General features: G+C 70.1%; 21 protein-coding genes. 12 read left to right on the forward strand and 9 right to left on the reverse strand.

Annotation, left to right across the window (positions count from 1 at the left end; translation table 11 throughout):
- Positions 1–15: 15 nt before the first annotated feature.
- The 5 genes from ACFQU4_RS12135 to ACFQU4_RS12155 are packed head-to-tail and all read right to left on the reverse strand — an operon-like array spanning position 16 to position 5,625.
- On the reverse strand, positions 16–1,008 hold the full coding sequence (locus tag ACFQU4_RS12135; protein ID WP_377491669.1) for an ABC transporter ATP-binding protein: 993 nt from the start codon (positions 1,006–1,008) through the stop codon (positions 16–18).
- Positions 1,005–2,096, reverse strand: a complete 1,092-nt coding sequence (locus ACFQU4_RS12140; protein WP_377491672.1) for an ABC transporter ATP-binding protein — start codon at positions 2,094–2,096, stop codon at positions 1,005–1,007. The genes ACFQU4_RS12135 and ACFQU4_RS12140 overlap by 4 nt, the downstream gene beginning before the upstream one ends.
- On the reverse strand, positions 2,093–3,007 hold the full coding sequence (opp4C, locus tag ACFQU4_RS12145) for an oligopeptide ABC transporter permease (protein ID WP_377491675.1): 915 nt from the start codon (positions 3,005–3,007) through the stop codon (positions 2,093–2,095). Before opp4C ends, ACFQU4_RS12140 begins: the two co-directional genes overlap by 4 nt.
- Entirely contained in the window at positions 3,004–3,960 is a 957-nt protein-coding gene (locus ACFQU4_RS12150; protein ID WP_377491678.1) for an ABC transporter permease, read from the reverse strand. Before ACFQU4_RS12150 ends, opp4C begins: the two co-directional genes overlap by 4 nt.
- 36 nt (positions 3,961–3,996) lie before the next feature.
- Entirely contained in the window at positions 3,997–5,625 is a 1,629-nt protein-coding gene (locus tag ACFQU4_RS12155) for an ABC transporter substrate-binding protein (protein WP_377491681.1), read from the reverse strand.
- A 202-nt stretch (positions 5,626–5,827) separates the two neighbouring features.
- Here ACFQU4_RS12155 and ACFQU4_RS12160 point away from each other — a divergent pair, with 202 nt between their 5' ends.
- Positions 5,828–7,141 carry an aspartate aminotransferase family protein gene (locus ACFQU4_RS12160; RefSeq protein ID WP_377491684.1) on the forward strand — a complete coding sequence of 438 codons (1,314 nt, stop codon included), beginning with the start codon at positions 5,828–5,830 and terminating at the stop codon, positions 7,139–7,141.
- A gap of 42 nt (positions 7,142–7,183) precedes the next feature.
- The gene (locus ACFQU4_RS12165; protein WP_377491687.1) at positions 7,184–7,906 is read left to right on the forward strand and encodes a DinB family protein; all 723 of its coding nucleotides are present in this window, start codon (positions 7,184–7,186) and stop codon (positions 7,904–7,906) included.
- 3 nt (positions 7,907–7,909) lie between these two features.
- On the opposite strand, the gene ACFQU4_RS12170 is transcribed toward ACFQU4_RS12165, so the two are convergent.
- Positions 7,910–9,193 carry a mandelate racemase/muconate lactonizing enzyme family protein gene (locus ACFQU4_RS12170; RefSeq protein WP_377491690.1) on the reverse strand — a complete coding sequence of 428 codons (1,284 nt, stop codon included), beginning with the start codon at positions 9,191–9,193 and terminating at the stop codon, positions 7,910–7,912.
- Between the two features lie 39 nt (positions 9,194–9,232).
- Here ACFQU4_RS12170 and ACFQU4_RS12175 point away from each other — a divergent pair, with 39 nt between their 5' ends.
- The 8 genes from ACFQU4_RS12175 to ACFQU4_RS12210 all read left to right on the forward strand — a co-directional run bounded on the left by ACFQU4_RS12175 (position 9,233) and on the right by ACFQU4_RS12210 (position 18,862).
- Positions 9,233–10,069 (forward strand): PIG-L deacetylase family protein, encoded by an 837-nt coding sequence (locus tag ACFQU4_RS12175; protein WP_377492257.1) that lies wholly within the window; start codon positions 9,233–9,235, stop codon positions 10,067–10,069.
- Positions 10,070–10,179: 110 nt separating this feature from the next.
- Positions 10,180–11,085, forward strand: coding sequence for a helix-turn-helix domain-containing protein (locus tag ACFQU4_RS12180; protein ID WP_377491693.1), 906 nt, complete (start codon positions 10,180–10,182; stop codon positions 11,083–11,085).
- A gap of 128 nt (positions 11,086–11,213) precedes the next feature.
- A complete protein-coding gene (locus tag ACFQU4_RS12185) occupies positions 11,214–12,266 on the forward strand; it encodes a Gfo/Idh/MocA family protein (protein WP_377491696.1) in 1,053 nt (350 codons plus the stop codon).
- Positions 12,267–12,279: 13 nt separating this feature from the next.
- On the forward strand, positions 12,280–13,626 hold the full coding sequence (locus ACFQU4_RS12190) for a hypothetical protein (protein ID WP_377491699.1): 1,347 nt from the start codon (positions 12,280–12,282) through the stop codon (positions 13,624–13,626).
- A gap of 5 nt (positions 13,627–13,631) precedes the next feature.
- Positions 13,632–15,263, forward strand: coding sequence for a hypothetical protein (locus ACFQU4_RS12195; RefSeq protein ID WP_377491702.1), 1,632 nt, complete (start codon positions 13,632–13,634; stop codon positions 15,261–15,263).
- Between the two features lies 1 nt (position 15,264).
- Positions 15,265–16,623 (forward strand): hypothetical protein, encoded by a 1,359-nt coding sequence (locus tag ACFQU4_RS12200; protein ID WP_377491705.1) that lies wholly within the window; start codon positions 15,265–15,267, stop codon positions 16,621–16,623.
- On the forward strand, positions 16,620–17,246 hold the full coding sequence (locus ACFQU4_RS12205; protein ID WP_377491708.1) for an acyltransferase: 627 nt from the start codon (positions 16,620–16,622) through the stop codon (positions 17,244–17,246). The genes ACFQU4_RS12200 and ACFQU4_RS12205 overlap by 4 nt, the downstream gene beginning before the upstream one ends.
- 2 nt (positions 17,247–17,248) lie before the next feature.
- Complete coding sequence (locus ACFQU4_RS12210) at positions 17,249–18,862, forward strand: amidohydrolase family protein (RefSeq protein ID WP_377491711.1); 1,614 nt, start codon at positions 17,249–17,251, stop codon at positions 18,860–18,862.
- Here the strand turns inward: ACFQU4_RS12210 and ACFQU4_RS12215 are convergent.
- A complete protein-coding gene (locus ACFQU4_RS12215) occupies positions 18,851–19,456 on the reverse strand; it encodes a TetR/AcrR family transcriptional regulator (protein WP_377491714.1) in 606 nt (201 codons plus the stop codon). The genes ACFQU4_RS12210 and ACFQU4_RS12215 overlap by 12 nt on opposite strands.
- A 76-nt stretch (positions 19,457–19,532) precedes the next feature.
- On the opposite strand from ACFQU4_RS12215, the gene ACFQU4_RS12220 reads away from it, so the two are divergent.
- Positions 19,533–20,453, forward strand: a complete 921-nt coding sequence (locus ACFQU4_RS12220; RefSeq protein WP_377491717.1) for an alpha/beta hydrolase — start codon at positions 19,533–19,535, stop codon at positions 20,451–20,453.
- A gap of 3 nt (positions 20,454–20,456) precedes the next feature.
- Positions 20,457–21,422 (forward strand): LLM class flavin-dependent oxidoreductase, encoded by a 966-nt coding sequence (locus ACFQU4_RS12225; protein ID WP_377491720.1) that lies wholly within the window; start codon positions 20,457–20,459, stop codon positions 21,420–21,422.
- On the opposite strand, the gene ACFQU4_RS12230 is transcribed toward ACFQU4_RS12225, so the two are convergent.
- Together ACFQU4_RS12230 and ACFQU4_RS12235 are read right to left on the reverse strand one after the other, a co-directional pair.
- A complete protein-coding gene (locus tag ACFQU4_RS12230; protein WP_377491723.1) occupies positions 21,386–21,625 on the reverse strand; it encodes a hypothetical protein in 240 nt (79 codons plus the stop codon). The genes ACFQU4_RS12225 and ACFQU4_RS12230 overlap by 37 nt on opposite strands.
- Positions 21,626–21,838: 213 nt before the next feature.
- Complete coding sequence (locus ACFQU4_RS12235) at positions 21,839–22,687, reverse strand: Gfo/Idh/MocA family protein (protein ID WP_377491726.1); 849 nt, start codon at positions 22,685–22,687, stop codon at positions 21,839–21,841.
- Between the last annotated feature and the right edge of the window lie 13 nt (positions 22,688–22,700).

Below are 22,700 nucleotides of genomic sequence, written 5' to 3' on the forward strand. Positions count from 1 at the left end.
ACGGTCGTTCGCATGTTAGTTGTCATGATCGACGTTCTCGGGGAAGTGGCAGGCCGAAAGGTGCCCGTCCGCGGTGAGTTCGGTCAGCGGCGGCGGTGTCGTCGCACACACGTCCTGCGCCTTCCAGCAGCGGGTCCGGAACCGGCAGCCGCTCGGCGGATTGCTGACGCTGGGCACGTCGCCGGTCAGCCGGATCCGTTCCCGGTCGTCCCGCCGGTCCGGATCCGGGATCGGCACCGCCGACAACAGAGCCTTCGTGTACGGGTGCCGCGGCCGCTGGTAGAGCTGCTCCCGGCTGCCCTGCTCGACGATCATGCCGAGGTACATCACGGCGATCTGATCGGACAGATGCCGTACCACGGAAAGGTTGTGCGAGATGAAGACGTAGGCGAGGCCGAGCCGCTGCTGCAGGTCCTGCAGCTGGTTCACCACCTGAGCCTGCACCGACACGTCGAGCGCGCTGACCGGCTCGTCCAAGATCAACACCTTGGGCTCCAGCGCGAGGGCCCGGGCCAGCCCGATCCGCTGCCGCTGCCCGCCGGAGAACTCGTGTGGATAGCGGTACGCGTGCTCGGGCCGGAGCCCGACCAGCTCCAGCAGTTCGAGGACCCGGTTCCGGCCGCCGACGGAGCGGTATAAACCCTGCACCCGAAGGGGTTCCGCGATGATTTCCGCGACGGTGAGCCGCGGCGACAGCGACGAGAACGGGTCCTGGAACATGATCTGGATGTCCCGCCGGCGGGCCCGCAGCCGGGCCGGCGGCAGCGCCGTCAGCTCGTCCGCTTCCAGCCAGACCCGGCCCTCGGTCGGCTCGATCAGCCGGGCCAGCAGCCGCCCGGTCGTGGACTTGCCGCAGCCGGACTCGCCGACCAGGCTCAGCGTCTTCCCGGCGGCCACGCCGAAGTCGAGGCCGTCGACGGCGCGCACCCAGCCGACCTGCCGGCGCAGCACGCCCTTGCGGATCGGGAAGTGCTTGACCAGCCCCTGCACCCTCAACAACTCGGTCATCGCGACGCCTCCGCGGCCGTGGCCGGTTCGTCCGGCTCCTCCGCCTCGACGACGGTCCGCACGAAGACCTGCTCCGGCGTCCGCCCGATCAGTTCGTCGGTACGGAAGCACGCCGCGAGGTGTCCGTCGGCGACCTCGACCAGGCCCGGATCCTCGGTCCGGCAGCGATCCACGGCCATCGGACAGCGCGGCTGGAACGGGCAACTGGTGATCGGCTGGCTGACGTCGGGCGGGCTGCCCGGGATCGGATGCAGCCGGGTCAGTTCGGAGTCGAGCGTCGGCAGGCTGGCCAGCAGCCCCATCGTGTACGGGTGCCGCGGTTGCCGGAACAGCTCGTGCACCCCGGCGGTCTCGACGATCCGGCCCGCGTACATGACGATCACCCGGTCGGCCAGCTCGGCCACCACCCCGAGGTCGTGCGTGATCAGGATCGCGGCGGCCCCGGTCTCCCGCTGCGCCTTCCGGAGTTGATCAAGGACCTGGGCCTGGATCGTCACGTCCAGGGCCGTGGTCGGTTCGTCGGCGATGATCAGGTCCGGGTCGTTGGCGATCGCCATCGCGATCATGGCCCGCTGCCGCATGCCGCCGGAGAACTCGTGCGGATACTGGCGCAGCCGCTGGGCCGGGTTGGCGACGCCCACCGACTCCAGCAATCCCTGGCAGCGCTCCTGGAGGGCCGCCTTGTCGATCGCGCGCCGGCCGCCCTTGCCCGCGTGCAGCCGGATCGCCTCGGCCAGCTGGGCGCCGATCGTCATCACCGGGTTCAGCGCCGTCATCGGGTCCTGGAAGATCATCCCGATCCGGCCGCCGCGGACGGCCTGCATCCGCTGCTCCGACGCGCCGGTCAGCTCCTCGCCGTCGAGCGCGATCGAACCCGTGACCCGGGCCTTGCGGTCGAGCAGGCCGACCAGCGAGAGCGCGGTCACGCTCTTGCCGGAACCGGACTCGCCGACGATGGCCAGCAGCTCACCGGCCCTGACCTGGAAGGAGATCCCGTCGACGGCGTACACCGTCCCGTCCTCGGTCCGGAACTCCACGGCAAGATCGGAAACACTGAGCAGATCGGCCGTCGTCTGAGGTGAATTCATCGTCCACCCTGCTTCGGATCGAGGGCGTCACGCAGGCCGTCGCCGATGAAGTTGACGCCGAGCACGGTGACCGCGACCGCGAGACCCGGCGGCAGCCAGAGCCACGGCTGGTTGCGGATCACGGTCAGCGACTGCGCCTCGTTCAGCATGTTGCCCCAGCTCGCGGTCGGCGGCTGGATGCCGAGGCCGAGGAACGACAGCGTCGCCTCCAGCCCGATCGAGCCGGCCACCGACAGGGTGCCGGCGACCACGACCGGCGGCAGCACCGCCGGCAGGATGTGCCGGGTGATCACCCACCACGGATGGGCACCGGTCGCCCGGGAGGCCAGGATGTATTCGTTCTCCCGGACCGAGAGCGCACTGCCGCGGACCAGCCGGCCACAGATCGGCCACTGGAACACGCCGATCGCGATGATCATGGTCACCACGCTCGGGCCGAGGATGCCGGCCAGGACGATCATGACGACCAGCGACGGGAAGGACAGGAAGATGTCGGCCAGCCGCATGATCAGCCCGTCCACCCAGCCGCCGAACATGCCGGCCAGGCTGCCCAGCACGACACCGAGCACGACGGCGAGTGCGGCCGACGCGAGCCCGACCCCGAGCGAGACCCGGCCGGCGTGCAGCACCCGGGCGAACACGTCCCGTCCGGTCGCGTCGGTGCCCAGCCAGTGCTCGCCGCTCGGTTTGGCCCGGATCGCCGACAGGTCGGTCGCGTTCGGCTGGTGCTGCGCGATCACGTCGGCGAACAGCACCGCGAGGATGATCAACGCCAGCACCACCAGGCTGACCACGGCGGCGCGGTGCCGGAGGAACCGGCGCAACGCCATCCGGCCCGGCGACCGGTGACCGCCGCCGACGGTCGGGGTTGCCGCGGCCCGATCCGAGGCCAGCGGGGCCACCGTACTCATTGCAGTCTCACTCTCGGATCGACCACCGTGTAGAGGATGTCGGCCAGCAGGTTGGAGGCCAGCACCATCACGGCGCCGACCAGCGCGAACCCGATGATCACCGAGTAGTCGTTCTGCGCGACGGCGGTGACCGCGAGCCGGCCCATGCCGGGCCAGGCGAAGATCTGCTCGATCACGACGGCACCGGCGACCAGGTGGGACAGGTCGGAGGCGAGGATTGTGATCACCGGGATCAGCGAGTTGCGCAGGCCGTGCAGGACGGCCAGCCGGGGCGAGGCGCCCTTGGCCCGGACGGTCCGGACGTAGTCGGAGTCCAGCTCCGACAACAGGCTGGACCGCACGTAGCGCATCAGCCGGCCCGAGTTGCCGATGCCCAGGATCAGCGCCGGCAGCACCAGGTGCCGCAACGTGTTGAGCAACGTCGGGTTGGTCGGGTCGGTGATCCCGGACGACGGCAGGATCGGGAACTGCAGGGTGAACACGAAGATCGCGACCAGCGCGATGAAGAACACCGGGAAGGCGACGATGCCGAGGCTGAAGAACGTCGCGATGTAGTCGACGAACGTGTTCCGCCGGACCGCCGCGATGATGCCCAGCGGGAACGCGATCAGGATCGAGCAGATCATCCCGACGCCCATCAGCTCGATCGTCGGCCCGAGCCGCTCCAGCAGCAGCTCGGTGACCGGACGGCCGTTGACCATCGAGTAGCCGAGGTCGCCGGTCAGCGCGTTCCCGGCCCAGCGCAGGTACTGCAGCACCACCGGCTGGTCCAGGCCCAACTCGGCCCGGCGGGCAGCGATGTACTCCGCCGAGCCGGAGTTGAGCAGTTCCGGCGGGATCATCATCGCGATCGGGTCACCCGGCGTCGCCCGGGTCAGCGCGAAGATCGCGACGCTGATCACCCAGAACACCCCGAGGTTGATCAGCAGGCGTCGAATCAGGTACGAGCCCACGCGTGTCCCATCCCCGTCATGATCCCCACTCCTGGATCACTGGCCGCTGATCGACCAGCTGGCCGGATCCCAGAACGGGACCTCCTGCGAGCCCGGCGCCTGGAACCCCTGCACCCGCTTGTTCACCGCCCACAGCCCCATCGGGCTGTAGAGCCAGAACAGATCGGCCTTCTCGTTGGAGATCTTGGCGGCCTGCGCGTACAGCTCGTTGCGCTTGGTCTCGTCGACGGTGCCGTTGGCTTCCTTCATGATCTTGTCCAGCGCCGGATCACAGAAGTAGTTGATGTTGCCGCCGTTGGGATAGTGCTTCGCGCAGGAGGTGATCACCGAGACGTTGTCGGAGCTGATCGCGTAGTTGCCGCCGCCGTAGAGGACCATGTCGAAGTCCTTGTCGCCGTAGATCTTGGAGATCTCGGACGGCTGCACCTGGCGCAGCTTGACGTTGACTCCGACCTCCTTGAGCTGGCTCTGCACGATCGTCGCGCTGGCGTCCCGGTCGCGCTGACCGGGCACCCACATCAGGTCGATCTCCTTGCTGGAGTCCCAGCCCGCGTCGGCCAGCAACTGCTTCGCCTTGGCCGGGTCGTAGGCGTACTCGTTGAGGTCCTTCGGCGCCCGCGGCGTGTAGAAGTCGGAGTTCTGCACGACCGCCTTGCCGAGCAGCACCTTCTGCACCAGATCGGCCCGGTTGGTCGCGTAGAGGAACGCCTGCCGGACCCGCTCGTCCTTGAAATGATCACGGGACTGGTTCAGGCCGAGCCGGACGAAGCCGGCGCCCAGCTTCTCCTGCACCGCCACCTGGTCGAAGCCCTTGATCGTCTCCAGGTCCAGCGGCGAGACGGTGGCCACGTCGAGCTCGCCGTTGCCGAGCGCGGCGGTCGCCACGTCGGACGTCATCGGCTTGAGGTAGACCTCGGACAGCTTCGGCTTCGGGGTCGCGTTCTCGTTGGCCACCACGTGGACGTACTGGCTCGTCTTGTACTCGACGAACTTGAACGGACCGCTGGTCACCTCAGGTTTGCGGAAGAACTCGTTGTCGTACAGCTCACCGATCGGGATGTCGCCGAGCACGTGCTTCGGCATGATCCAGGTCGGGCCGATCTGGGCCAGCAGGCCGAAGTTCGGCTCGGCCGTCTTGACCACGACGGTCTGGTCGTCGGGGGCCGTGATGCCGGAGACCGTGTCGGCCTTGCCGTCGGTCACCTCCTTGGCCCCGACGATGCTGCTGAACATGCTGGCCGCGGCGCTCTTCGCCTTCGGGTTCGCCACGGCGTTGTAGGTGAACAGCACGTCGGCCGAGGTCAGCGGCTCGCCGTCGTTCCACTTCAGGCCGGGCTTCAGCTTGAAGGTGAACGTCTTGGCGTCCGGGCTGATCTCGTACGAGTCGGCCAGGATCGGCTGCAGCTCGAAATTCGGGTCGGCGCCGAGCAGGCCCTGGAAGATCAACGAGTTGACCTGTCCGTCGGGACCGCTGGCCGGCGCCAGCGGGCCGAAGATGCCGGCCGGCTCCTGGTACAGATAGATGTTGACCGTGCCCCCGCCGGACGCGGATCCGCTGCCCGTACCCGGTGCTCCCGGCGTTTCGGTGGCCGGCCCGGTGCAGGCGGTGACGGCGAGGACCAGTGCAATGCAGAGGCCTAGCCCGAACCTGGTGAGTCTCTTCATCGGTTACCTCACTTCGGCGAGGTCCGGCTCCCCGGACATCATGAAAATGTATTCCACGTACGGCGACACGGTCAAGCATCGTCCAGGCGTCCTTGCTGCGCGATTGAACCGACTCGGACGCCTCAGCTATAGTCCCAGAAACGGAGCAGTATGGAACACTATTCCACGTAACGACTCTGTTACTGGCGAAGGTGAGGTCTCGATGATCCGGCAGCCATCCGACGTACCGCGGGGACGTGCGTTGGCCGAAGCAGCGGCCAGGGTCATTCCCGGCGGGGTGAACTCGGCAACGCGCTACATCGGGGAACCGTACGCCTTCGCGTCGGCCTCGGGGGCCTATCTGACCGACCTCGACGGCCATGACTATCTCGACTACCACGCGGCGTTCGGGGCGATCCTGCTCGGCCACAACGAGGAGTCGGTGAACCGGGCGATCCGGGACGCCGTCGGCGGGCTCGACCTGTCCGGGCTCGGCGTCACCGAGCTCGAGGTGGCCCTGGCCGACCGCATCTGTTCGATCATCCCGAGTGCCGAGAGCATGATCGCGACGGTCAGCGGCTCGGAGGCGACCGCCCAGTCGATCCGGCTGGCCCGCGCGGCGACCGGCCGACGCAAGATCATCAAGTTCCAGGGCGGCTTCCACGGCTGGCACGATCCGGTGGCCCGGAACGTGATCTCCACGCCGGACAAGGCGTACGGGCTGGACCCGCTGTCCGCCGGCATCCTGCCGGAGGCGCTGGAGTCGACCCTGATCGCGGAGTTCAACGACCTCGGCTCGGTGAAGTCGTTGCTGGGCGAGCACGACGGCCAGGTCGCCGGAATCATCCTGGAGCCGATCCCGCACAACGTCGGCGCCCTGGTGCCGACCGACGAGTTCGTCCAGGGACTGCGCGAGCTGTGCACCGCGACCGGCACCGTGTTGATCTTCGACGAGGTGATCACCGGATTCCGGCACGCCCTCGGCGGCTACCAGCAGCTCTGCGGCGTGACGCCGGACCTGACCACCTTCGGCAAGGGCATGGCCAACGGCTACCCGGTCGGCGGACTGGCCGGCCGGCGCGACCTGATGGAGCACTTCAACGGCCGCGGCGGCGACGTACTGCTGGCCGGAACCTTCAACGGCAACCCGCTGGGCTGCGTCGCCGCACTGGCCACCCTGGACCATCTCGCCGATCATCCGGACTTCTACACCCGGACCCGGGACTTCGGTGATCAACTCCGGGCCGGCCTGACCCGGATCGTCGACGACCTCGGACTGCCGGCCCACGCGGCCGGGTTCGGCGGCGTGTTCAACCTCTACTTCACGCCGGAGCGCCCGACCGGCTACCGGGAGTTGCTGGACAACGATCACCAGGCCTACATCGACTTCCACCGCGCCATGATCAACAGGGGCGTCCTGATGCTGCCGCTCTCGCTGAAGCGCAACCACGTCTCCGGTGCCCACACCCAGGCCGACATCGACCAGACCCTGGAGGCCGCCGAGTCCGCCCTCACCGAGCTGGCCAAGTCCCGCTAGCTCGGCAGCCGCGCTGTCAGTGGTCGGGCCTAGCCTGTCCGGATGAGACGATTCGTTGACGAAGACCTCACCCGCGCGGAGTTCCGCGAGTGCGACCTGACCGGCGCGCGACTGGTCGGCGTGGTCCTGCAGGACGCCGAGATCGACGGCCTGGTGACCAACCTGGTGGTGAACGGCATCGAGGTGATGGGGTACGTCGAGGCGGAGCTCGATCGCCGGCATCCGGTGCGGCTGCTGCTCCGTTCCGACGAGCCGGCCGACCTACGCGAGGCGTGGCGACAACTGACCGCCACCTGGGCGACGACGACCGAGCGGGTCCGGGCCATGGCCGAAGGCAGCGAAGATCACCAAGTCGACGGCGAGTGGTCGATGGTCGAGACGCTGCGCCACCTCGTCTTCGTCCACGACTCCTGGTTCCGGCGCTGTGTGCTCGGGTTGACCGAACCGTTCACGGCGATCGGCCTAGCCAATCCGGCGGTGCCCGACCAGGAGGGTCTGGGGCTGGACGCGGCCGCCCGGCCGAGCCTCGAGGACGTGATCACCGTGCGCGACCGGCAGGCTGCCGAGCTCGCCGCATGGCTGGCCGAGGTCACCGATGATCAACTCGCCCGGCCCGCGCCGGTGCCGGACGACGACCGCTGGCCCCCGTACGCCAAGGGCCGCTCGGTCCGGCAATGCCTCGGCACCGTACTCAACGAGGAGTGGGCCCACCACAGTTTCTGCGTGCGCGACCTGGACAAGCTGGCGCGCCGCTCGGCCCCGTAGGACTCAACTGCGCATCAGCTTTCCGGGCACGCTGGAGAACTCCTCCATCCCGGGCCGGAACGGGAACCGCTCCTTCACCGTGTCGGTGAGCCGGACGCCGAGGCCGGGCTGGTCCGGCCGGCGGACCCGGCCGTCCACCAGTTCGAGCGCGTCGCCCCACAGTTCGGTGTGCAGGGGTCCGGCGGCCGGTGGCAGTTCGACGATCGCGGTGTTCGGCGAGGCGAAGGCGGCGTGCACGTTCTGCAGGACGGCCGCACCACCACCCCAGGCGTGCGGCGCCACCGAGCGGCCGCGGTCCTGCTGGTGCCGGGCCACCCGGACGAAGTCGATCATGCCGAGCCAGGCCGCGTCCGGCTGGGCCACCGCGAACGCCTCCCGCTGCAGGAACGGCAGGAACTCCGCATAGCTGGACAACTGCTCGCCGCCGGCGACCGGAACCGCGGACCGCCGCCCGAGCTCGGCGTAACCGTCGAGGTCGTGGTACGCCAGCGGCTCCTCGAAGAAGACCGGCCGGAACGGGGCGACGGCGTCCAGCACCAGCAGCGCGGTCGCCGGGTCCCAGCGGTCGGGGCCCTCGCGGTGTCCCATGTGCCCGTCCAGCAGGATCCCGACCTCGGCGCCGACGTGATCACGGAGCAGTTCCAGCTTCGACGCCTCCAGCTCGGCCGCGGCCTCCGCAGAACCGGCCGGCACCTCCTCCCGGGTGGCCGAGTCGAGGTAGCCCGACGCCACCTTGAACGCCGTGAATCCCAACCCCAGATAGAAATCGACCTTCTCGATCAGCTGCGCCGCCGGCCAGGGCGACGGCCCGCCGGTCGCGTACGCGGGCAGCCACTCCGGCGTCTCCGCGTCGGACCCCAGCAACCGGTGCGCCGGCAGGTCGAGCAGCTTGCCCCGGAGATCGATCAGTGCCGCCTCGATCCCGGAGATCACGGCCGCGCCGAGGCCGGTCCGGCCCCAGTACTGACAGCAGGTGCGCAGGCGGCCGGCCAGCAGACCGACGTCGAGGCTCTCGCCGTCGAAGGCCTCGGCGTTGATCAGGATCGGCCGCAGGTAGTCGACGATCAGCGGCACGCTCTCCGGGAAGAAGTAGCCGGCATACGTCTCCCCCACCCCGACCACGCCGGCGCTGGTCACGATCTCGATCAACGCGACGGTGCGCGACTGCTTGAAGACGCTGAGCCAGGGATCGTCGGTGCACGGACCGGTGAGCAGCACCGATCGGACCTCGGTGATCATCATCCGCCCATGATCCCAGCCGGTCCCGGAGAAGGGAACGCTTGACATGAAACGATGTTCTGCGTTGAATCCGTACTCGTGAAGATCATGACGATCTACGCCCACCCCGCCGACACGATCACCAACTGCGGCGGGACCCTGGCCCGGCACGCCGAGGCCGGCGACGAGGTGGTCGCGCTGATCCTGACCCACGGCGGCCGGATCCACCCGAACAAGTACGCCGAGGAGTGGCGCAAGGACGACCCGGATGCGGAGATCGTCCGGGCCGACACCGCCGCGATCATCGCGAACAAGAAGGCCGAGCTGGAGCGGGCCGCCGAGATCGTCGGCATCACGCGGGTGCACACCCTCGATCACGACGACGAGCTCGCCGCGGTGCCCGAGGACCTGGTCGACCAGACCGCCGAGCTGATCGCCCGGGAGAGCCCCGACGTGATCATCTGCGACTACCCGCTGAACGCTGCCCAGACCGCGAACACGCACACCACCGCGACGATGGCGGCGCTGGCGGCGATCGGCCGCGCGGCGCGACTGCTGAAGAACCTCGACGGCACCGCCGAGGTCAACGTCCGGCAGGTGTTCTTCACCTCCTACCCGGTCTTCGTCACCGACGCGCTCAGCCTGCACGGCTCGCGGAACGACCTCTACATCGACATCACGCCGGTGATCGCGAAGAAGGTCGCGGCGATGGACTGCTTCGCCTCCCAGGGCTACGACGGGCTGTTCGCACGGAAGTTGATCGAGTCCAACAACGGCGAGCACGGCCGGGTCGCCGGGGTGAACTTCGCCGAGGCGTACGTGCGCTGCTACAACGAGACCCGGTCCCTGCTCCCGCTCACCGACGCGGCCCTGGCCGCCGACCCGCTGACCCGGCACGTCGGCTATTCACAGATCAATCTGCGAGCCGACTTCCCGACCGGGTAACGGTTGGGTTACAAGATCAGAAGACCCCGGCCGCGCGGGACGACAATAAGTCCGCTAACAACGCGTACCACTCACATCGGGGTCAGGGAGTGCCAGTCGAGCAGCGGCCGTTGTCCGCCGAAACGATCATGTCCTTGCGCCGGGCGGCGCAGGCCGGCGGCCCGGCCGGACTCCGGGCCAAGATCATTCTGCTGGCCCACCAGGGCCGGACCGACGTCGCGATCGCCGCGGAGCTCGGGATCGCCCGGCAGACGGTGGCCCGCTGGCGGCGCCGGTTCGAGGCCGCGGCCGACGGTGCGGCGCCCGACGGCGCGGCCGTGCTCGCGGATGCGCCGCGGTCCGGACGGCCGCCCGCACCGGAGTTGCCGGTCCTGCTGGCCACCGCGACCGCACCGCCCGAGGGCGGCTGGTCCGCCGCCGGCCTCGCCACGCGGCTCGGGCTCAGCGCGGCGACCGTACGCCGGGTCTGGCGGCGCTGGGGCGTCGTCGTCCACCGGGACCGGGCCCGGTCCGAGAGCGGGGTGCTCGCCGGCGAGATCGAGCGGTTCGCCGGGATCTACCTGAACGGCGGCGACGGCGCGTTCGCGTACTGGCTGCGAGCAGGTGAGCCCGCGACCCCGGACCCGGCCGCCGCCGGCGTCTTCGACCCGATGCCGGCACTGCTCGCCGCGGCCGAGGCGCGGGACGAGTGCTTCCCGGAACGGCGCGACCTCGAGTTCGAGCAGTTCCTTGATCAACTCCAGGCCAGCCGGCCCGGCGGCGCCGTGCTGCGGGTGGTGGTCTCCGATCCCGCCATGACCGACAGCGACGTGATCATGGACTGGGTCGGCCGCCCGGACGTCCGGCTCGGCCCGCCGCCGGCCTCGGCCAAGTGGCCGGTCTTCCTGGCCGCCGTGGTCGCCGCCGTGCTCGGTCCGGAGTCCGAACCGTCCACCGGGACCCGGATCGCCGAGCAGATCGAACGCCTCCGGCGGTCCGCACCCGACGACCGGGAGCCGATCCGCTGGCTGGCCTGATGTGACAGGAGTTTCGGCGCTCGCGGCCCTCGGGCCGGCAAGCCGGACCATTGCCCTCGCCTCGGTGGCGTTCTACTGTGTGAGTCACCTGTTCTGCTGTACGGGCCACGGGCCTGGGGAGGCTGATCATGAAACATCGCCTGGCGATCATCGGTTGCGGCGGCATGGAGGGCACCCACGCGAGTGGGATGGACCTGCTCGCCGACCGCCTCGACATCGTCACCACCGTCGATCCCGACCTCGAGCGGGCGGAGGCCGCCGCAGCCCGGTTCCCCGGAGCGCGCGCCGCCGCCAAGCACACCGAGGTGCTGGACGACATCGACGCGGCCCTGGTGGTCACGCCGCACCACACCCACTACGAGATCGGCTCCGACCTGCTGGCCGCCGGCAAACACGTCCTGATGGAGAAGCCGCTGGCCCTCTCCGAATCCGAGTGCCTCGACCTGATCGAGCACGCCGAACGGGTGGACCGGACGCTGATGGTCGCCTACCCGATGCGCTACCACCCGCTGGTGGTCGAGCTGAAACGGCTGCTGGACGCGAACCAGATCGGTGAGGTCTTCCAGATCTCGATCTGGACCGAACAACGCACGCAGTACGCCGACGGTCACTGGGCCCACTCGGCCGCGACGCTCGGCGGCGGCCAGCTGTTCTCGCACGGCTGCCACTACATCGACCTGCTGCTGTGGTTCCTCGGCGACCCGGTCAGCGGCACCCATGTCGGCACCCGCCGCGGCACCCCGTGGCTGGAGGGCGAGGGCACCAGCAACGTCTCGCTCGAGTTCGCCAACGGCGCGCTCGGCTACCACTTCGGCACCTGGGGCGCCCGCGGCACCAAGCTCGGCTACAGCATCCACGCCCACGGCACCGAGGCGATGCTGGAGGCCGACCTCAGGGCCGGCAAGCTGCGGATCTACACGCGGTCCGGCGTCAAGACGCTGAGCCGGACCGATCAGCACCGCAAGTACGTGGACCGCGAACTCGGCCAGTTCCTGGACTGCGTCGAGGGCAAGAGCCCGGTCCCGACGGACGGACCCACGTCCCTGCAGGGCTTGCGGGTCATCTGGCGGCTCTACCAGGCCGAACGCGAACGCGTCGTCGCCGACCTCACCGGGCTCGGGTTCGCCGACCCGTGGCGAGCGCCCGGCCTGGACCGGCTGCCGGTTCCCGCCGCAAGATGATCATGAGCGGGCGATGACCATGAGCGGGTTGAGCGCGGGCGCGGCGACGGCCGACATCACGCCGCCGGTCGGCATCCAGCTGGCCGGCAGCTTCGAGCCGCGCGCCTCGGCCCGGGTGGAACGTCCGCTGATGATCAGGGTCCTCGCCCTCGCGCAGGGCGGGACGGTGCTGCTGTTGATCAGCTGCGATCTGCTGTTGTTCCGGCGCGAGGACCTGGTCGACGAGGCCAAGCAGCTGATCATGGACCGGCTGGCGGTGCCGGCCGACCGGGTGCTGATCTCCGCCACGCACACCCACTACGGTCCGGCGACGTTCGATCACGCCGGCGCCTGGATCAACGATCATGCCTATCTCGCCACCCTGCCGGGCAAGATCACCGAGGCGGCAGCCGCCGCCCTGGACCGGCGGGTCGACGCCAGGATCGCCGCCGGCACCGGGACGGTGACCGGGATCTGTTTCAACCGCCGCTACCGGCGGACGGACGGCACGGTCGAGATGAACCCCGGGTACGGCCGCGACGACCTGGTCGGGCCGGCCGGGCCGGTCGATCCGACCGTCACCGCGCTGCTGGTCGAGGACCTGGCCGGTCGGCCGATCGCCCTGTGGGCGAACCTCTCGCTGCACTACGTCGGCGTGGACGAGCCCGACTCGATCTCGTCGGACTACTTCGGGGTCTTCGCCGAACGGGTCGCCGCCCTGCTCGGCGACGACGTCGTCGGCATCCTCACCAACGGCGCCTCCGGTGACATCAACAACATCGACCTGGACCGGGTGGTCGATGCCGACGGCAGCCGGCGATCGGTCCTGGTCGCCGACGCCGTGCTCGGCGCCGCCCTGACCGCGACGACGATGAGCCGGCGGGATCCGGCTCCCCTGCTCTCCGCCCGGCTCGCGCCGGTCACGGCGCGGCGGTGGCCGGTCGGCGAGGCCGACCTCGCCCTGGCCCGGCGGATCACGGCCGGCGAACGGCTGCCGGCGGACTACGGCTACGTCGAGGGGATGCCGATCCCGGAGGCCCTGATCCCCTACTACACCAAGGAACTCGGCGAGCTGGCCGCGCTGCCGGAGAGCCGGCCGAGCGTCGTCGGCGTGATCGGCATCGGCGACGTCGCCCTGGTCGCACTGCCCGGCGAGGTCTTCGTCGAGTTCGGCCTGGCGATCAAGGCGGCCAGCCCGTACCCGATCACTGCCGTGGTCGGCCTCGCCAATGATCATCTCGGCTACCTGCCGACCCGGGCGGCGTTCGCCGACGGCGGGTACGAGACTTGGCGCAGCAGCATTTCCTGGACCGCCCCGGGTACCGGCGAGGACCTGGTCGCCTCGGCCACCGAGGAGCTGACCCGGCTCCGGAAGGGATGATGATCATGGAGAAGTTCGACCGCCGGCGATTGCTCGCCGGGGCCGGCCTGGCCGCCCTGGCCGCGCCGGGACTCGCGGGCTGCACGGACTCCGGCTCGACCGACACCTCGGCCGGTCGGGACAACGCGTCGGTGAAGCTGCCGACCTACCGGAAGTACGACGGCGTGAAGCCCGATCTGCCGGGCAGCGCGGAGGGCGTACCGGACGGGTTCCTCAGCTATCCGCGGCCCGCGCCGAAGGCCGTACCCGAGCAGCCGGCCGCCGGCGGCGCCGTCACCGCCATGATCAGCATCTCGGTCCAGGGACCGACTCCGATGGCCGCAAACCGTTGGTGGCAAGGGCTGAACGACCGGCTCGGCTGCGAACTGCAGGTCGACATGACGCCGAGCGCCGACTACGACGCCCGGCTGTCCACCGCCCTCGCCGGCGACGAACTGCCCGACCTGGTCCGGCTGAACCCGTCCTATCCGCGGCTGCCGGACGTGCTGGAGGCCAAGTTCACCGACCTCACCGATCACCTGTCCGGCGACGCCGCAGCGGACTACCCGTTCCTGGCCGCGCTGCCGCCGGCGACCTGGCAGAACACCGTCTTCAAGGGCCGGATCTTCACCATTCCGCCACAGAACATCGTCGGCACGCCGACCTGGATCACCCGCAACGAGGTGATCAAGAAGCTCGGCCTCGACCCGCAGCCGAAAGACCTGGCGGCCGTCGAGGAGCTGGCCCGCGGAGTGACCGACGCGGCCGCGAACCGGTACGCCTTCGGCAACGCCGAACAGGTGCTGCACCACCTCGGCTGCGCCATGTTCGAGGCCCCGAACAACTGGTCCGAGCAGGACGGCGCGTTCCGGCTGATGCACGAGACCGACGAATATCGTGCGGCGCTGGACTGGACGATCAAGCAGTGGCAGGCGGGGGTGATCCATCCCGACGCGTTCGGCAAGATCAACGCGCCGCAGCTTTACCAGTCCGGCAACGTGGTGTTCTTCGCCTGGGGCGGCGTCGGCTACAGCGGTGTGCTGCGGCAGAACCTGCCCGGGATGGACATGGGCTTCCTGGCGGCGCCGCTGGCCGAGGGCGGCGGGGTCGCGCCGAAGCGGCTCGGGCCGGGGATCAGCGGGCTGTGCGGGATCTCCAAGCAGGACTCCGAGGACCGGGTCCGGGAACTGCTCCGAGTGTTGGACTGGATGGCGACGCCGTTCGGCACCGCCGAGTACCTCTATCGCCAGTACGGCGAGGAGGGCACCCACTTCAGCTGGGACGAGAAGCTCGGCGCGCCGATCGGCAACCAGCTGATCGCGGCCGAGCAGCCGGGCGGCGAGTTCGCGTACCTGTCCAGCGGCCCGTACGTGCTCTACAACCCGGGCCACATCGACAAGACGAAGGCGATGTACGCGGTGCAGAAGGAGACCATCCCGGTCGCGTACAAGGATCCGACGCTCGGGCTCTACTCGCCGACGAACGATCGGGAGGGCGCCCGGCTGCTGCTCGCGCTGACTGATGTCCGGGACAACGTGATCATGGGCCGGGCCACGATGGCCGACTTCGACGCGGCGGTCGCGGACTGGCGCTCCCGCGGCGGCGACAAGATCCGCGGTGAGTACGAGGTCGCGCACCGGGAACGGGCCGGCGGCTGACGTGACCGACTCCCAGCTCCGAGTCGGGGCGGCCGAGACCGACCTCACGCCCCCGCTCGGCACCGAGCTGGCCGGGCTGTTCGAGACCCGGCCGGCCACCGGCGTGGAGAGTCCCCTGCTGGCCAAGGCGATCGCCGTCCAGGCCGACGGCGCACCCGCGGTGTTGATCACCTGCGATCTGATCTACCTGCCGGCGGCCCTCACCGACGCGGCGAAGTCGATCATCGCCGACCGGGCCGGTGTCCCGGCCGACCGGATCGTGATCTCCAGCACCCACACCCACACCGGTCCGGCCACCATCCCGACCGGCACCGGCACCGGCGCCGCCGTCGACCCGCACTATCTCGCCGAGCTGCCCGGCCGGATCGCCGAGTCCGCGATCCTGGCCTGCGCCCGGCTGAGGCCGGCCACGGTCGCGATCGGTACGGCCACGGTCGACGGGATCTGTTTCAACCGGCGCTACCTGACCGACGACGGCTTCGCGATCACCCACTGGGGCGACCGGCCCGGCGAGCCGCGGCCGGCCGGCCCGACCGACCCGACCGTCACCGCTCTGCTGGCCGAGGACACCGACGGCCGGCCGATCGCGCTCTGGGCGAACCTCTCCCTGCACTATGTCGGGATCGACGACCAGACCATGATCAGTTCCGACTACTACGGCCGGTTCGCCGCGTCGGTCCGGGCCCAGCTCGGCGCCGACGTGATCGCGGTGCTGTGCAACGGCGCGTCGGGCGACATCAACAACGTCGACCCGCGGCGCCGGGTCCCGATCACCGGCACCCGGCGGGCGATCCTGGTCGCCCGCGCCGTCGCCGGAGCGGCGGTCGCCGCCACCGCGCTGGTCGAGCGATCGGCCTCGGTCACGGTGGACGCGCGGAACCTGCCCTTCACGGCCCACCGCTACCCCGTCACCGAGGACGACCGGGAGCTGGCCGACAAGATCATCGCGGCCCTTCGACAGGCTCAGGGAACCGGGGTTCCGGAGGCGTGGTTCAGTTACGCAGCAGGGAATCCGGTGCCGGCCCCGCTCGCGGAACGGTTCGCCCGCAACCTGCTCGAGCTGGACGCGTTGCCGGCCGAACGGCCGATCGCGATCGGGCTGATCACGATCGGCGACCTGGGCCTCGTGGCGTTGCCCGGCGAGGTGTTCGTCGAGCACGGACTGCGACTCAAGGAACGCTCGCCGCACCGGGTGACCGCGATCATCGGACTCGCGAACGATCATCTCGGCTACCTGCCGACCCGGCGGGCGTTCGCCGAGGGCGGGTACGAGACGTGGCGCAGCCCGACCTCCTGGACCCGCCCGGGCACCGGGGAGGACCTCGTCGAGACCGTACTGCGGGAATGGGAGGACGCGTGACCGAACGACTGCAGGACCGGTTCGCCGAGTGCGGCACCGGCGTGGTGATCGAACCGGACGTCCAGATCGAGCATCCCGAGCTGTTCCGGGTCGGCGACCGGGTCCGGCTCGGCCGCGGCTTCTACAGCCAGGGTTCCACCGAGGTGATCATCGGGCCGGACAGCTCGTTCTTCCCGAACTGCTTCCTGCAGGGCAGCGGAAGGCTCGAACTGGCCGCCGAGGTCGACTTCTACCCCGGCGGTTACCTGTCGGTCGGCGGCCCGGACGGAGTGATCAGCGTCGGCCGGAAGAGCCACTTCGCGGCCGGCTGCGCGCTCTACGGCGGCGGCGGGGTCCGGCTCGGGGCGTACTGCAACATCGCCGCGCACGTCGTGATCACCTCGGTGCAGCACGACCCGGCCCGACACCAGCAGCCGATGGCGTTGGCGCCCGCCACCTCGGCGCCGATCACCATCGCCGACGACGTCTGGCTGGGCGCGAACGCGACCGTGGTGCAGGGCGTCTCGATCGCGACCGGCTGCATCCTCGGCGCCAACGGCGTGCTGACCCGCGACACGGAGCCGTACGGGATCTATGCCGGAGTCCCGGCCCGCCGGATCGCCGACCGCCGCCCGGCGGGTTGATCATGACCGACCTGCTGATCTCCGGCGGTGCGGTGATCGACGGCACCGGTGCCCCGGGCCGGGCCGCCGACCTGTTGATCAAGGACGGCCGGATCGAGGCGCTGCTGCCGCCCGGTGAGAGCGTCGCCGGAGCGGAGCCGATCGACGCCGCCGGTCAGGTCGTGGCGCCCGGCTTCATCGACGTGCACACCCACTCCGACGTCAGCGTGCTGCTGGACGGCCGCGCGGAGAGCAAGATCCATCAGGGCGTCACCACCGAGGTCACCGGCAACTGCGGCTTCTCCCCGTACCCGCTGGCGGCCCGGCACCATGATCAACCGCGCCGCCATGATCACTCGCACCGCCATGATCAACTCGAGCTGCTGGCCGGCATCGGCGACGACCCGATCGATCCGGACTGGACCGACCTGGACGGCTACGCGACTGCCTTCGCCGAACGTGGCGTCGCGATCAACGTCGCGCCGCTGGTCGGCCACGGCCCGCTCCGGATCGCGGCCGCCGGGATGGCCGACCGGGTCGACGCCGACCAGGTCCGGACCCAGCAGCGGTTACTGGCGGACCTGCTGGACCAGGGCGCGTTCGGGCTGTCCACCGGACTGACGTACGTCCCGTCCACCTTCGCCGAGACCGCGGAACTGGTCGAGCTGTGCCACACCCTGGCCCGGGCCGGAGCCCTGTACGCCAGCCACGCCCGGCACGAGGGCGTCGACTCGATCGAGGAGGCCGCGCTGCTCGGCCGCAGCACCGGGGTCCGGGTGCAGTACTCGCACCTGGCGATCAACCACCCGGACCGGTGGGGCGGGGCGGCGGACCTGGTCGCGGTGTTCGACCGGCTCCGCCGCGACGGGGTCGACCTGGCCTACGACGTCTATCCGTACGACGCGTCGGCCTCGGCCCTGACCCAGTACCTGCCGGCCTGGGTGCAGGCGGGCGGCGTCCCGACGATGGCGACGCGGCTGGCCGATCCGGGGACCCGGCGCCGCGCGTCGACCGAGCTGGCCCGGGGTTGGGGCCGCGGCGTGCCCTGGCTGTGGGACCGGGTGATCTTGTCGCGGACCGATGGCCTCTGCGGTGCCCGGGAAGGGCTGACCGTCGCCGAGGCGGCCGCCGAGCTGGGCCGGCCGGAGCCCGACCTGGTGCTGGACCTGTGCCGGGCCGGCGGCAACCGGGTGCAGGTCGTGCTGCGCTACCGGACCGAGGCCGACATGGTGACCTTCCTGCGCCAGCCGTACGCCCTGATCGGGTCCGACGGGTCGGCGCTGCCGTACCGGATCGATCGGAAGCCGCACCCCCGCGCCTACGGTGCGCACGCCCGAGTCCTCGGCCGCTACGTCCGCGACCTCGGCGTGCTCGACCTCGCCTCGGCGATCCGCCGGATGACCGGGGACGCCGCGGACCGGATCGGCATCGCCGACCGCGGCCGGCTGCGACCAGGCCTGGCCGCCGACGTCGTGGTGTTCGACCCGGCGACCGTGATCGACCGCGCCACCTTCCTGGAACCCGCCCAGCGGCCGGACGGCATCCGGCACGTGCTGGTCAACGGGACCCCCGTGATCACCGACGGCCGCCAGACGCCGGCCCGTCCGGGGCAGGTGCTGCGGCGGCTACCCCGTTAGTTCCAGCGCGTCGATCCAGCGCTCCAGCCGGCGCGCCTGCCGGCTCATCAGGTCGGGTTGCCCGAACGTGCTGCTGAGCAGGGCGCTGCCCTGGAAGCCTGCCACCAGTTCGACGGCCAGGTCGCCCGCATCGCGCCGGCCCATCTCCCGGAACTGCCGCTCGGCCCAGTCGAGGGGAATCTTCAGCAGTGGCGCGGACCGGGGGTCGGCCCCGTCCGGACGTTTGGCCAGCTCCGCGCAGAGCGTGCCATAGCGGCAGCCGTGCCGCGCGATGGTGTCGCGGCGGCCGGCCAGCAGCCGGACCAGCGCCTTGAGCCGGGTCCGCGGGCTGTGGTGGCGCCGCTCCAACTCCTCGACACCGGCGGCGAGCCGCTCGGCATGGAACTCGAGGACGGCGGCGACGATGTCGTCCTTCGTCTTGAAGTAGTAGTAGACGTTGCCCACCGGCACCTCGGCCGCCTGCGCGATGTGCGCCAGCGTGGTGCTCGCAAAGCCCTGCCGATACAGCAGATCGCAGGCGGCCTCGATCAGCCGCTCCCGTTTGCCGGGGCGCGCGGCCGGTGCGTCCTGATCAACCTGTGCCGAGTCAGTCATCTCACTCACAGCATAGACCTCGACCCCGGATCCGACTAAGTTAGTTGGATAACTAACTCGAGGGAGAGGCAGCGAGATGGCGAGCAAGGAATGGCTGAGCCTGCGCGACACCTACCAGGCCTGCGCACCGAAGACGGTGGCCGGCCTGATGGCCAAGATCATGGCGGCCCAGCCGGGCCTCGACCTGAGCGGCCTCGACGGCACGGCGTGCCTGGCCGCGGAACCCACGGAGGTCGACTACGAGGAGGTCGACGCGGGTGGCTCGGCGGCTCTCTGGGCGCGCCCACAGGGGTGCGCCACCGACCGCGTGATCATCTACTTCCACGGCGGCGGTTTCGTCAGCGGTTCCAAGGACAGCCACCGCAAGGTAGGCGGCCACCTGGGCAAGGCGGCCGGGTGTCTCGCCCTGATCCCGGACTACCGGCTGGCGCCGCAGCACCCGTACCCGGCCCAGCTCGAGGATGCGCGGGCCACGTACGACTGGCTTCTTGATCAAGGACTCCAGCCGGAGCAGATCGCCGTCGCGGGTGATTCCGCCGGTGGCAACATCGCCACGGCGCTGGCCCTGTCGCTTCACCGGGACCAGCGGCCGGTGCCCGGCGCCGTCGTCGCCTTCTCCCCCTGGTACGACCTCGAAGGCCGGGGCGTGTCGTACGACGGCAACGCCACCGAGGACGTCGCGATCTCGCGGGACCTGGTGCACGGCTTCGGGCCGATCTTCCTCGGCGGCCGGCCGCCGACCGATCCGCTGGCGAACCCGCTGTACGCCGAGCTCGCCGGACTGCCACCGGTCTTCCTGACCTATGGCAGCCACGAGACCCTCAAGGACAGCATCGAGTTGTTCGCCGCGCGGGCCCGGCAGGCGGGTGTCGACGTCGAACTGCGGGTCGGTGAGGAGATGCAGCATGCGTACCAGCTGATGGCCGGGCGCATCCCCGAGGCCGACGCCGCCATCGCCGAGGCGGGAACCTGGCTGCGCCGACGGCTCGGCGGCTGAGCCATGAGGTTCGCCGTCTCGATGCCGCAGGTCGCCACCGGCGCCTCGTTCGATCCGGACCGGCTCCGCGATTACCTGGCCGAGGCCGAGGAGCTGGGGTTCGAGAGCGCCTGGACGGGTGAACAGGTGATCGGCACGCTGCCGATGCTGAGTCCGCTCGAGGTCCTGAGTTTCGCCGCGGCCTGCACCCGACGCCTCCGGCTCGGCTGTGCCATGTTCGTCAGTTCGCTGCACAATCCGGTGCACCTGGCCAAGGCGATCGCCAGCCTGGATCAGCTGAGCCGTGGTCGCACCGAGATCGGGCTGGTCGCCGGCGGCGCACGCCGGAACTTCTCGGCCTTCGGCGTCGAGCCCGCGAGCTTCGTCGCGCGCTTCACCGAAGGGATCCGGCTCATGCAGCGGCTCTGGTCCGAGCCACGCGTGGACTTCGACGGACGCTTCTGGCAACTCCCGGAGGTCGCACTGGAACCCAAACCCGTGCAGCGGCCACACCCGCCGATCTGGCTCGGCGGCAGTCACCCGAACGCACTCCGGCGCGCGGTCCGGCTCGGTCAGGGCTTCCTCGGCGCCGGCTCCTCGACCACGGCCCAGTTCGCCGCTCAGGCAGCGACGATCCGCACCGAGCTGAACCGGCACCAGCGCGACTCGAGCTCCTTCACCCTGGCCAAACGGGTCTACCTCGCCGTCGACGACAACCCCGCGACGGCTCGCGCCCGGGCCGCTGAGGCCCTGCACCGCCGCTACGACTACTTCGGAATGGGCGACCTGACGTCCGTCGCGATCACCGGCACGGTCGACGACTGCGCCTCCGGTCTGGGCGAAGTCGTCAGCGCCGGGGCGCAACTCATCGTCGTCGATCTGTTACTGGACGATCCAGGTCAGCTTCGACGGCTCGCGTCCGAGGTCATCCCTCGCGCGGGGTACGGCGTCGGTCAGCCTGCGAGCGGCTGCTCGCGACGCCAGGCGTGACGGTCTACAGTGTGCTCACGTTGTCGCAGTTCGCGGATGATCCGCTGCTCCGTCCTCGCCAGCTCGATCAGCGAGCCATTGATCGGTTGTCGTTCGGAGTCGTCCCGGTCGCCACAGATTGCTGCCCGCCGAATCGTGTCCTCCGTGTGCGCGAGTCGAATGATCAACTCCCGCACCGACAGTCGTCCCAGATCGTCGTTCATAACCACCTCGAACAGTCCTCACCCGCACAGGGCCCCTCCCTGCTGCTCTCGGTCGTTACCGATTCTTGATGACGTTCGGTGTGACTGTCAACACACGAATCACGAAGCGACCCGTGCCGTTTCACCGGGTGTGGCCGCCGGCCCTCCGGAAACGCGCAACTGCCGCTCCCCGCGGGCACCAGGCCCGCGGGAAGCGGCAGCAGAGCTGCTCGGTCAGACCGCCTTGCTGATGGCGGCGAGGAGGTTCACCGGGCTGAGCAGGCGCTCGACGTCAATGGGCGTACGGCTCTCCCAGACGTCGACGAACTTGGCCAGCAGCGGCGCGTTGTAGTCACCGCCGAGGGTCAGCTCCTTGGCGATGATCGCGCCGGTCCCGATCAGCTGGGCGTGGAACGGGATCCGGTAGTCGGCGCCCGGCACGACGAAGACGAACTCGACCTCGACGTCGCCGATCAAGGTGCGGGCGGTGGTGGTGTCGCCGCGCCGGGTCACGTCGACGGCCTGGTCCGCCCCGATCACCGGGTTGCCCAGGATCTCCAGGGCGGCCTCGACGTGGTGGATGCCATAGAAGAACAGCCCGGAGTACTCGCTGTCCGGGTCGGCCGGGCCGGAGACGGTGAGCCGGCGCAGCTCCTTGAGGCTGTCCGCGGCCGCGGCGAACTCGGCGATCTCCGGCACGAAGCGCAGCGCCGACGACGAGTCCAGCGGGGTCTCGCTCGCCTGAGCCGCCACGATGACCGCCTCGGCGTCGGCGGTCGTGGTGGCGAACGGCTTGTCCATCAGGACCGGCAGGCCGGCCTTGAGCAGCGGCTCGGCCTGCTCCCGGTGCCGGGCCCCGTCGCGGGTGCAGATCACCGCGGCGTCGACCTGGCCGATCAGGTCCTCCGGGTTGTCGACGATGATCGAGATGTCGCCGGCCTCGGCGAGCGCGTTGTTGCGTTCCGACGGGCCGCCGACGAGAGCGACGGCGCGGTAGCCGGGGTGCCGCTCCTCGGCGTTGAGCAGCCGGATGAAGTGGTCGGTGTGGGAGTTCTCGGTTCCGATGAAGCCGATGCGTTTCACGGTCGTCCTAATT

Source organism: Microlunatus sp. GCM10028923 (assembly GCF_042666975.1).
In the GTDB taxonomy this organism is placed as follows: Bacteria; Actinomycetota; Actinomycetes; order Propionibacteriales; family Propionibacteriaceae; genus Microlunatus.

What these genes read in the sequence shown, in the direction of transcription:
- ACFQU4_RS12185 (WP_377491696.1), top strand. Translation starts at nt 11,214, where the DNA reads ATGAAACATCGCCTGGCGATCATCGGTTGCGGCGGCATGGAGGGCACC.
- ACFQU4_RS12135 (WP_377491669.1), bottom strand. Translation starts at nt 1,008, where the DNA reads ATGACCGAGTTGTTGAGGGTGCAGGGGCTGGTCAAGCACTTCCCGATC.
- ACFQU4_RS12195 (WP_377491702.1), top strand. Translation starts at nt 13,632, where the DNA reads ATGGAGAAGTTCGACCGCCGGCGATTGCTCGCCGGGGCCGGCCTGGCC.
- ACFQU4_RS12210 (WP_377491711.1), top strand. Translation starts at nt 17,249, where the DNA reads ATGACCGACCTGCTGATCTCCGGCGGTGCGGTGATCGACGGCACCGGT.
- ACFQU4_RS12220 (WP_377491717.1), top strand. Translation starts at nt 19,533, where the DNA reads ATGGCGAGCAAGGAATGGCTGAGCCTGCGCGACACCTACCAGGCCTGC.
- ACFQU4_RS12140 (WP_377491672.1), bottom strand. Translation starts at nt 2,096, where the DNA reads ATGAATTCACCTCAGACGACGGCCGATCTGCTCAGTGTTTCCGATCTT.
- opp4C (WP_377491675.1), bottom strand. Translation starts at nt 3,007, where the DNA reads ATGAGTACGGTGGCCCCGCTGGCCTCGGATCGGGCCGCGGCAACCCCG.
- ACFQU4_RS12170 (WP_377491690.1), bottom strand. Translation starts at nt 9,193, where the DNA reads ATGTCAAGCGTTCCCTTCTCCGGGACCGGCTGGGATCATGGGCGGATG.
- ACFQU4_RS12215 (WP_377491714.1), bottom strand. Translation starts at nt 19,456, where the DNA reads ATGACTGACTCGGCACAGGTTGATCAGGACGCACCGGCCGCGCGCCCC.
- ACFQU4_RS12230 (WP_377491723.1), bottom strand. Translation starts at nt 21,625, where the DNA reads ATGAACGACGATCTGGGACGACTGTCGGTGCGGGAGTTGATCATTCGA.
- ACFQU4_RS12155 (WP_377491681.1), bottom strand. Translation starts at nt 5,625, where the DNA reads ATGAAGAGACTCACCAGGTTCGGGCTAGGCCTCTGCATTGCACTGGTC.
- ACFQU4_RS12165 (WP_377491687.1), top strand. Translation starts at nt 7,184, where the DNA reads ATGAGACGATTCGTTGACGAAGACCTCACCCGCGCGGAGTTCCGCGAG.
- ACFQU4_RS12175 (WP_377492257.1), top strand. Translation starts at nt 9,233, where the DNA reads ATGACGATCTACGCCCACCCCGCCGACACGATCACCAACTGCGGCGGG.
- ACFQU4_RS12225 (WP_377491720.1), top strand. Translation starts at nt 20,457, where the DNA reads ATGAGGTTCGCCGTCTCGATGCCGCAGGTCGCCACCGGCGCCTCGTTC.
- ACFQU4_RS12190 (WP_377491699.1), top strand. Translation starts at nt 12,280, where the DNA reads ATGACCATGAGCGGGTTGAGCGCGGGCGCGGCGACGGCCGACATCACG.
- ACFQU4_RS12160 (WP_377491684.1), top strand. Translation starts at nt 5,828, where the DNA reads ATGATCCGGCAGCCATCCGACGTACCGCGGGGACGTGCGTTGGCCGAA.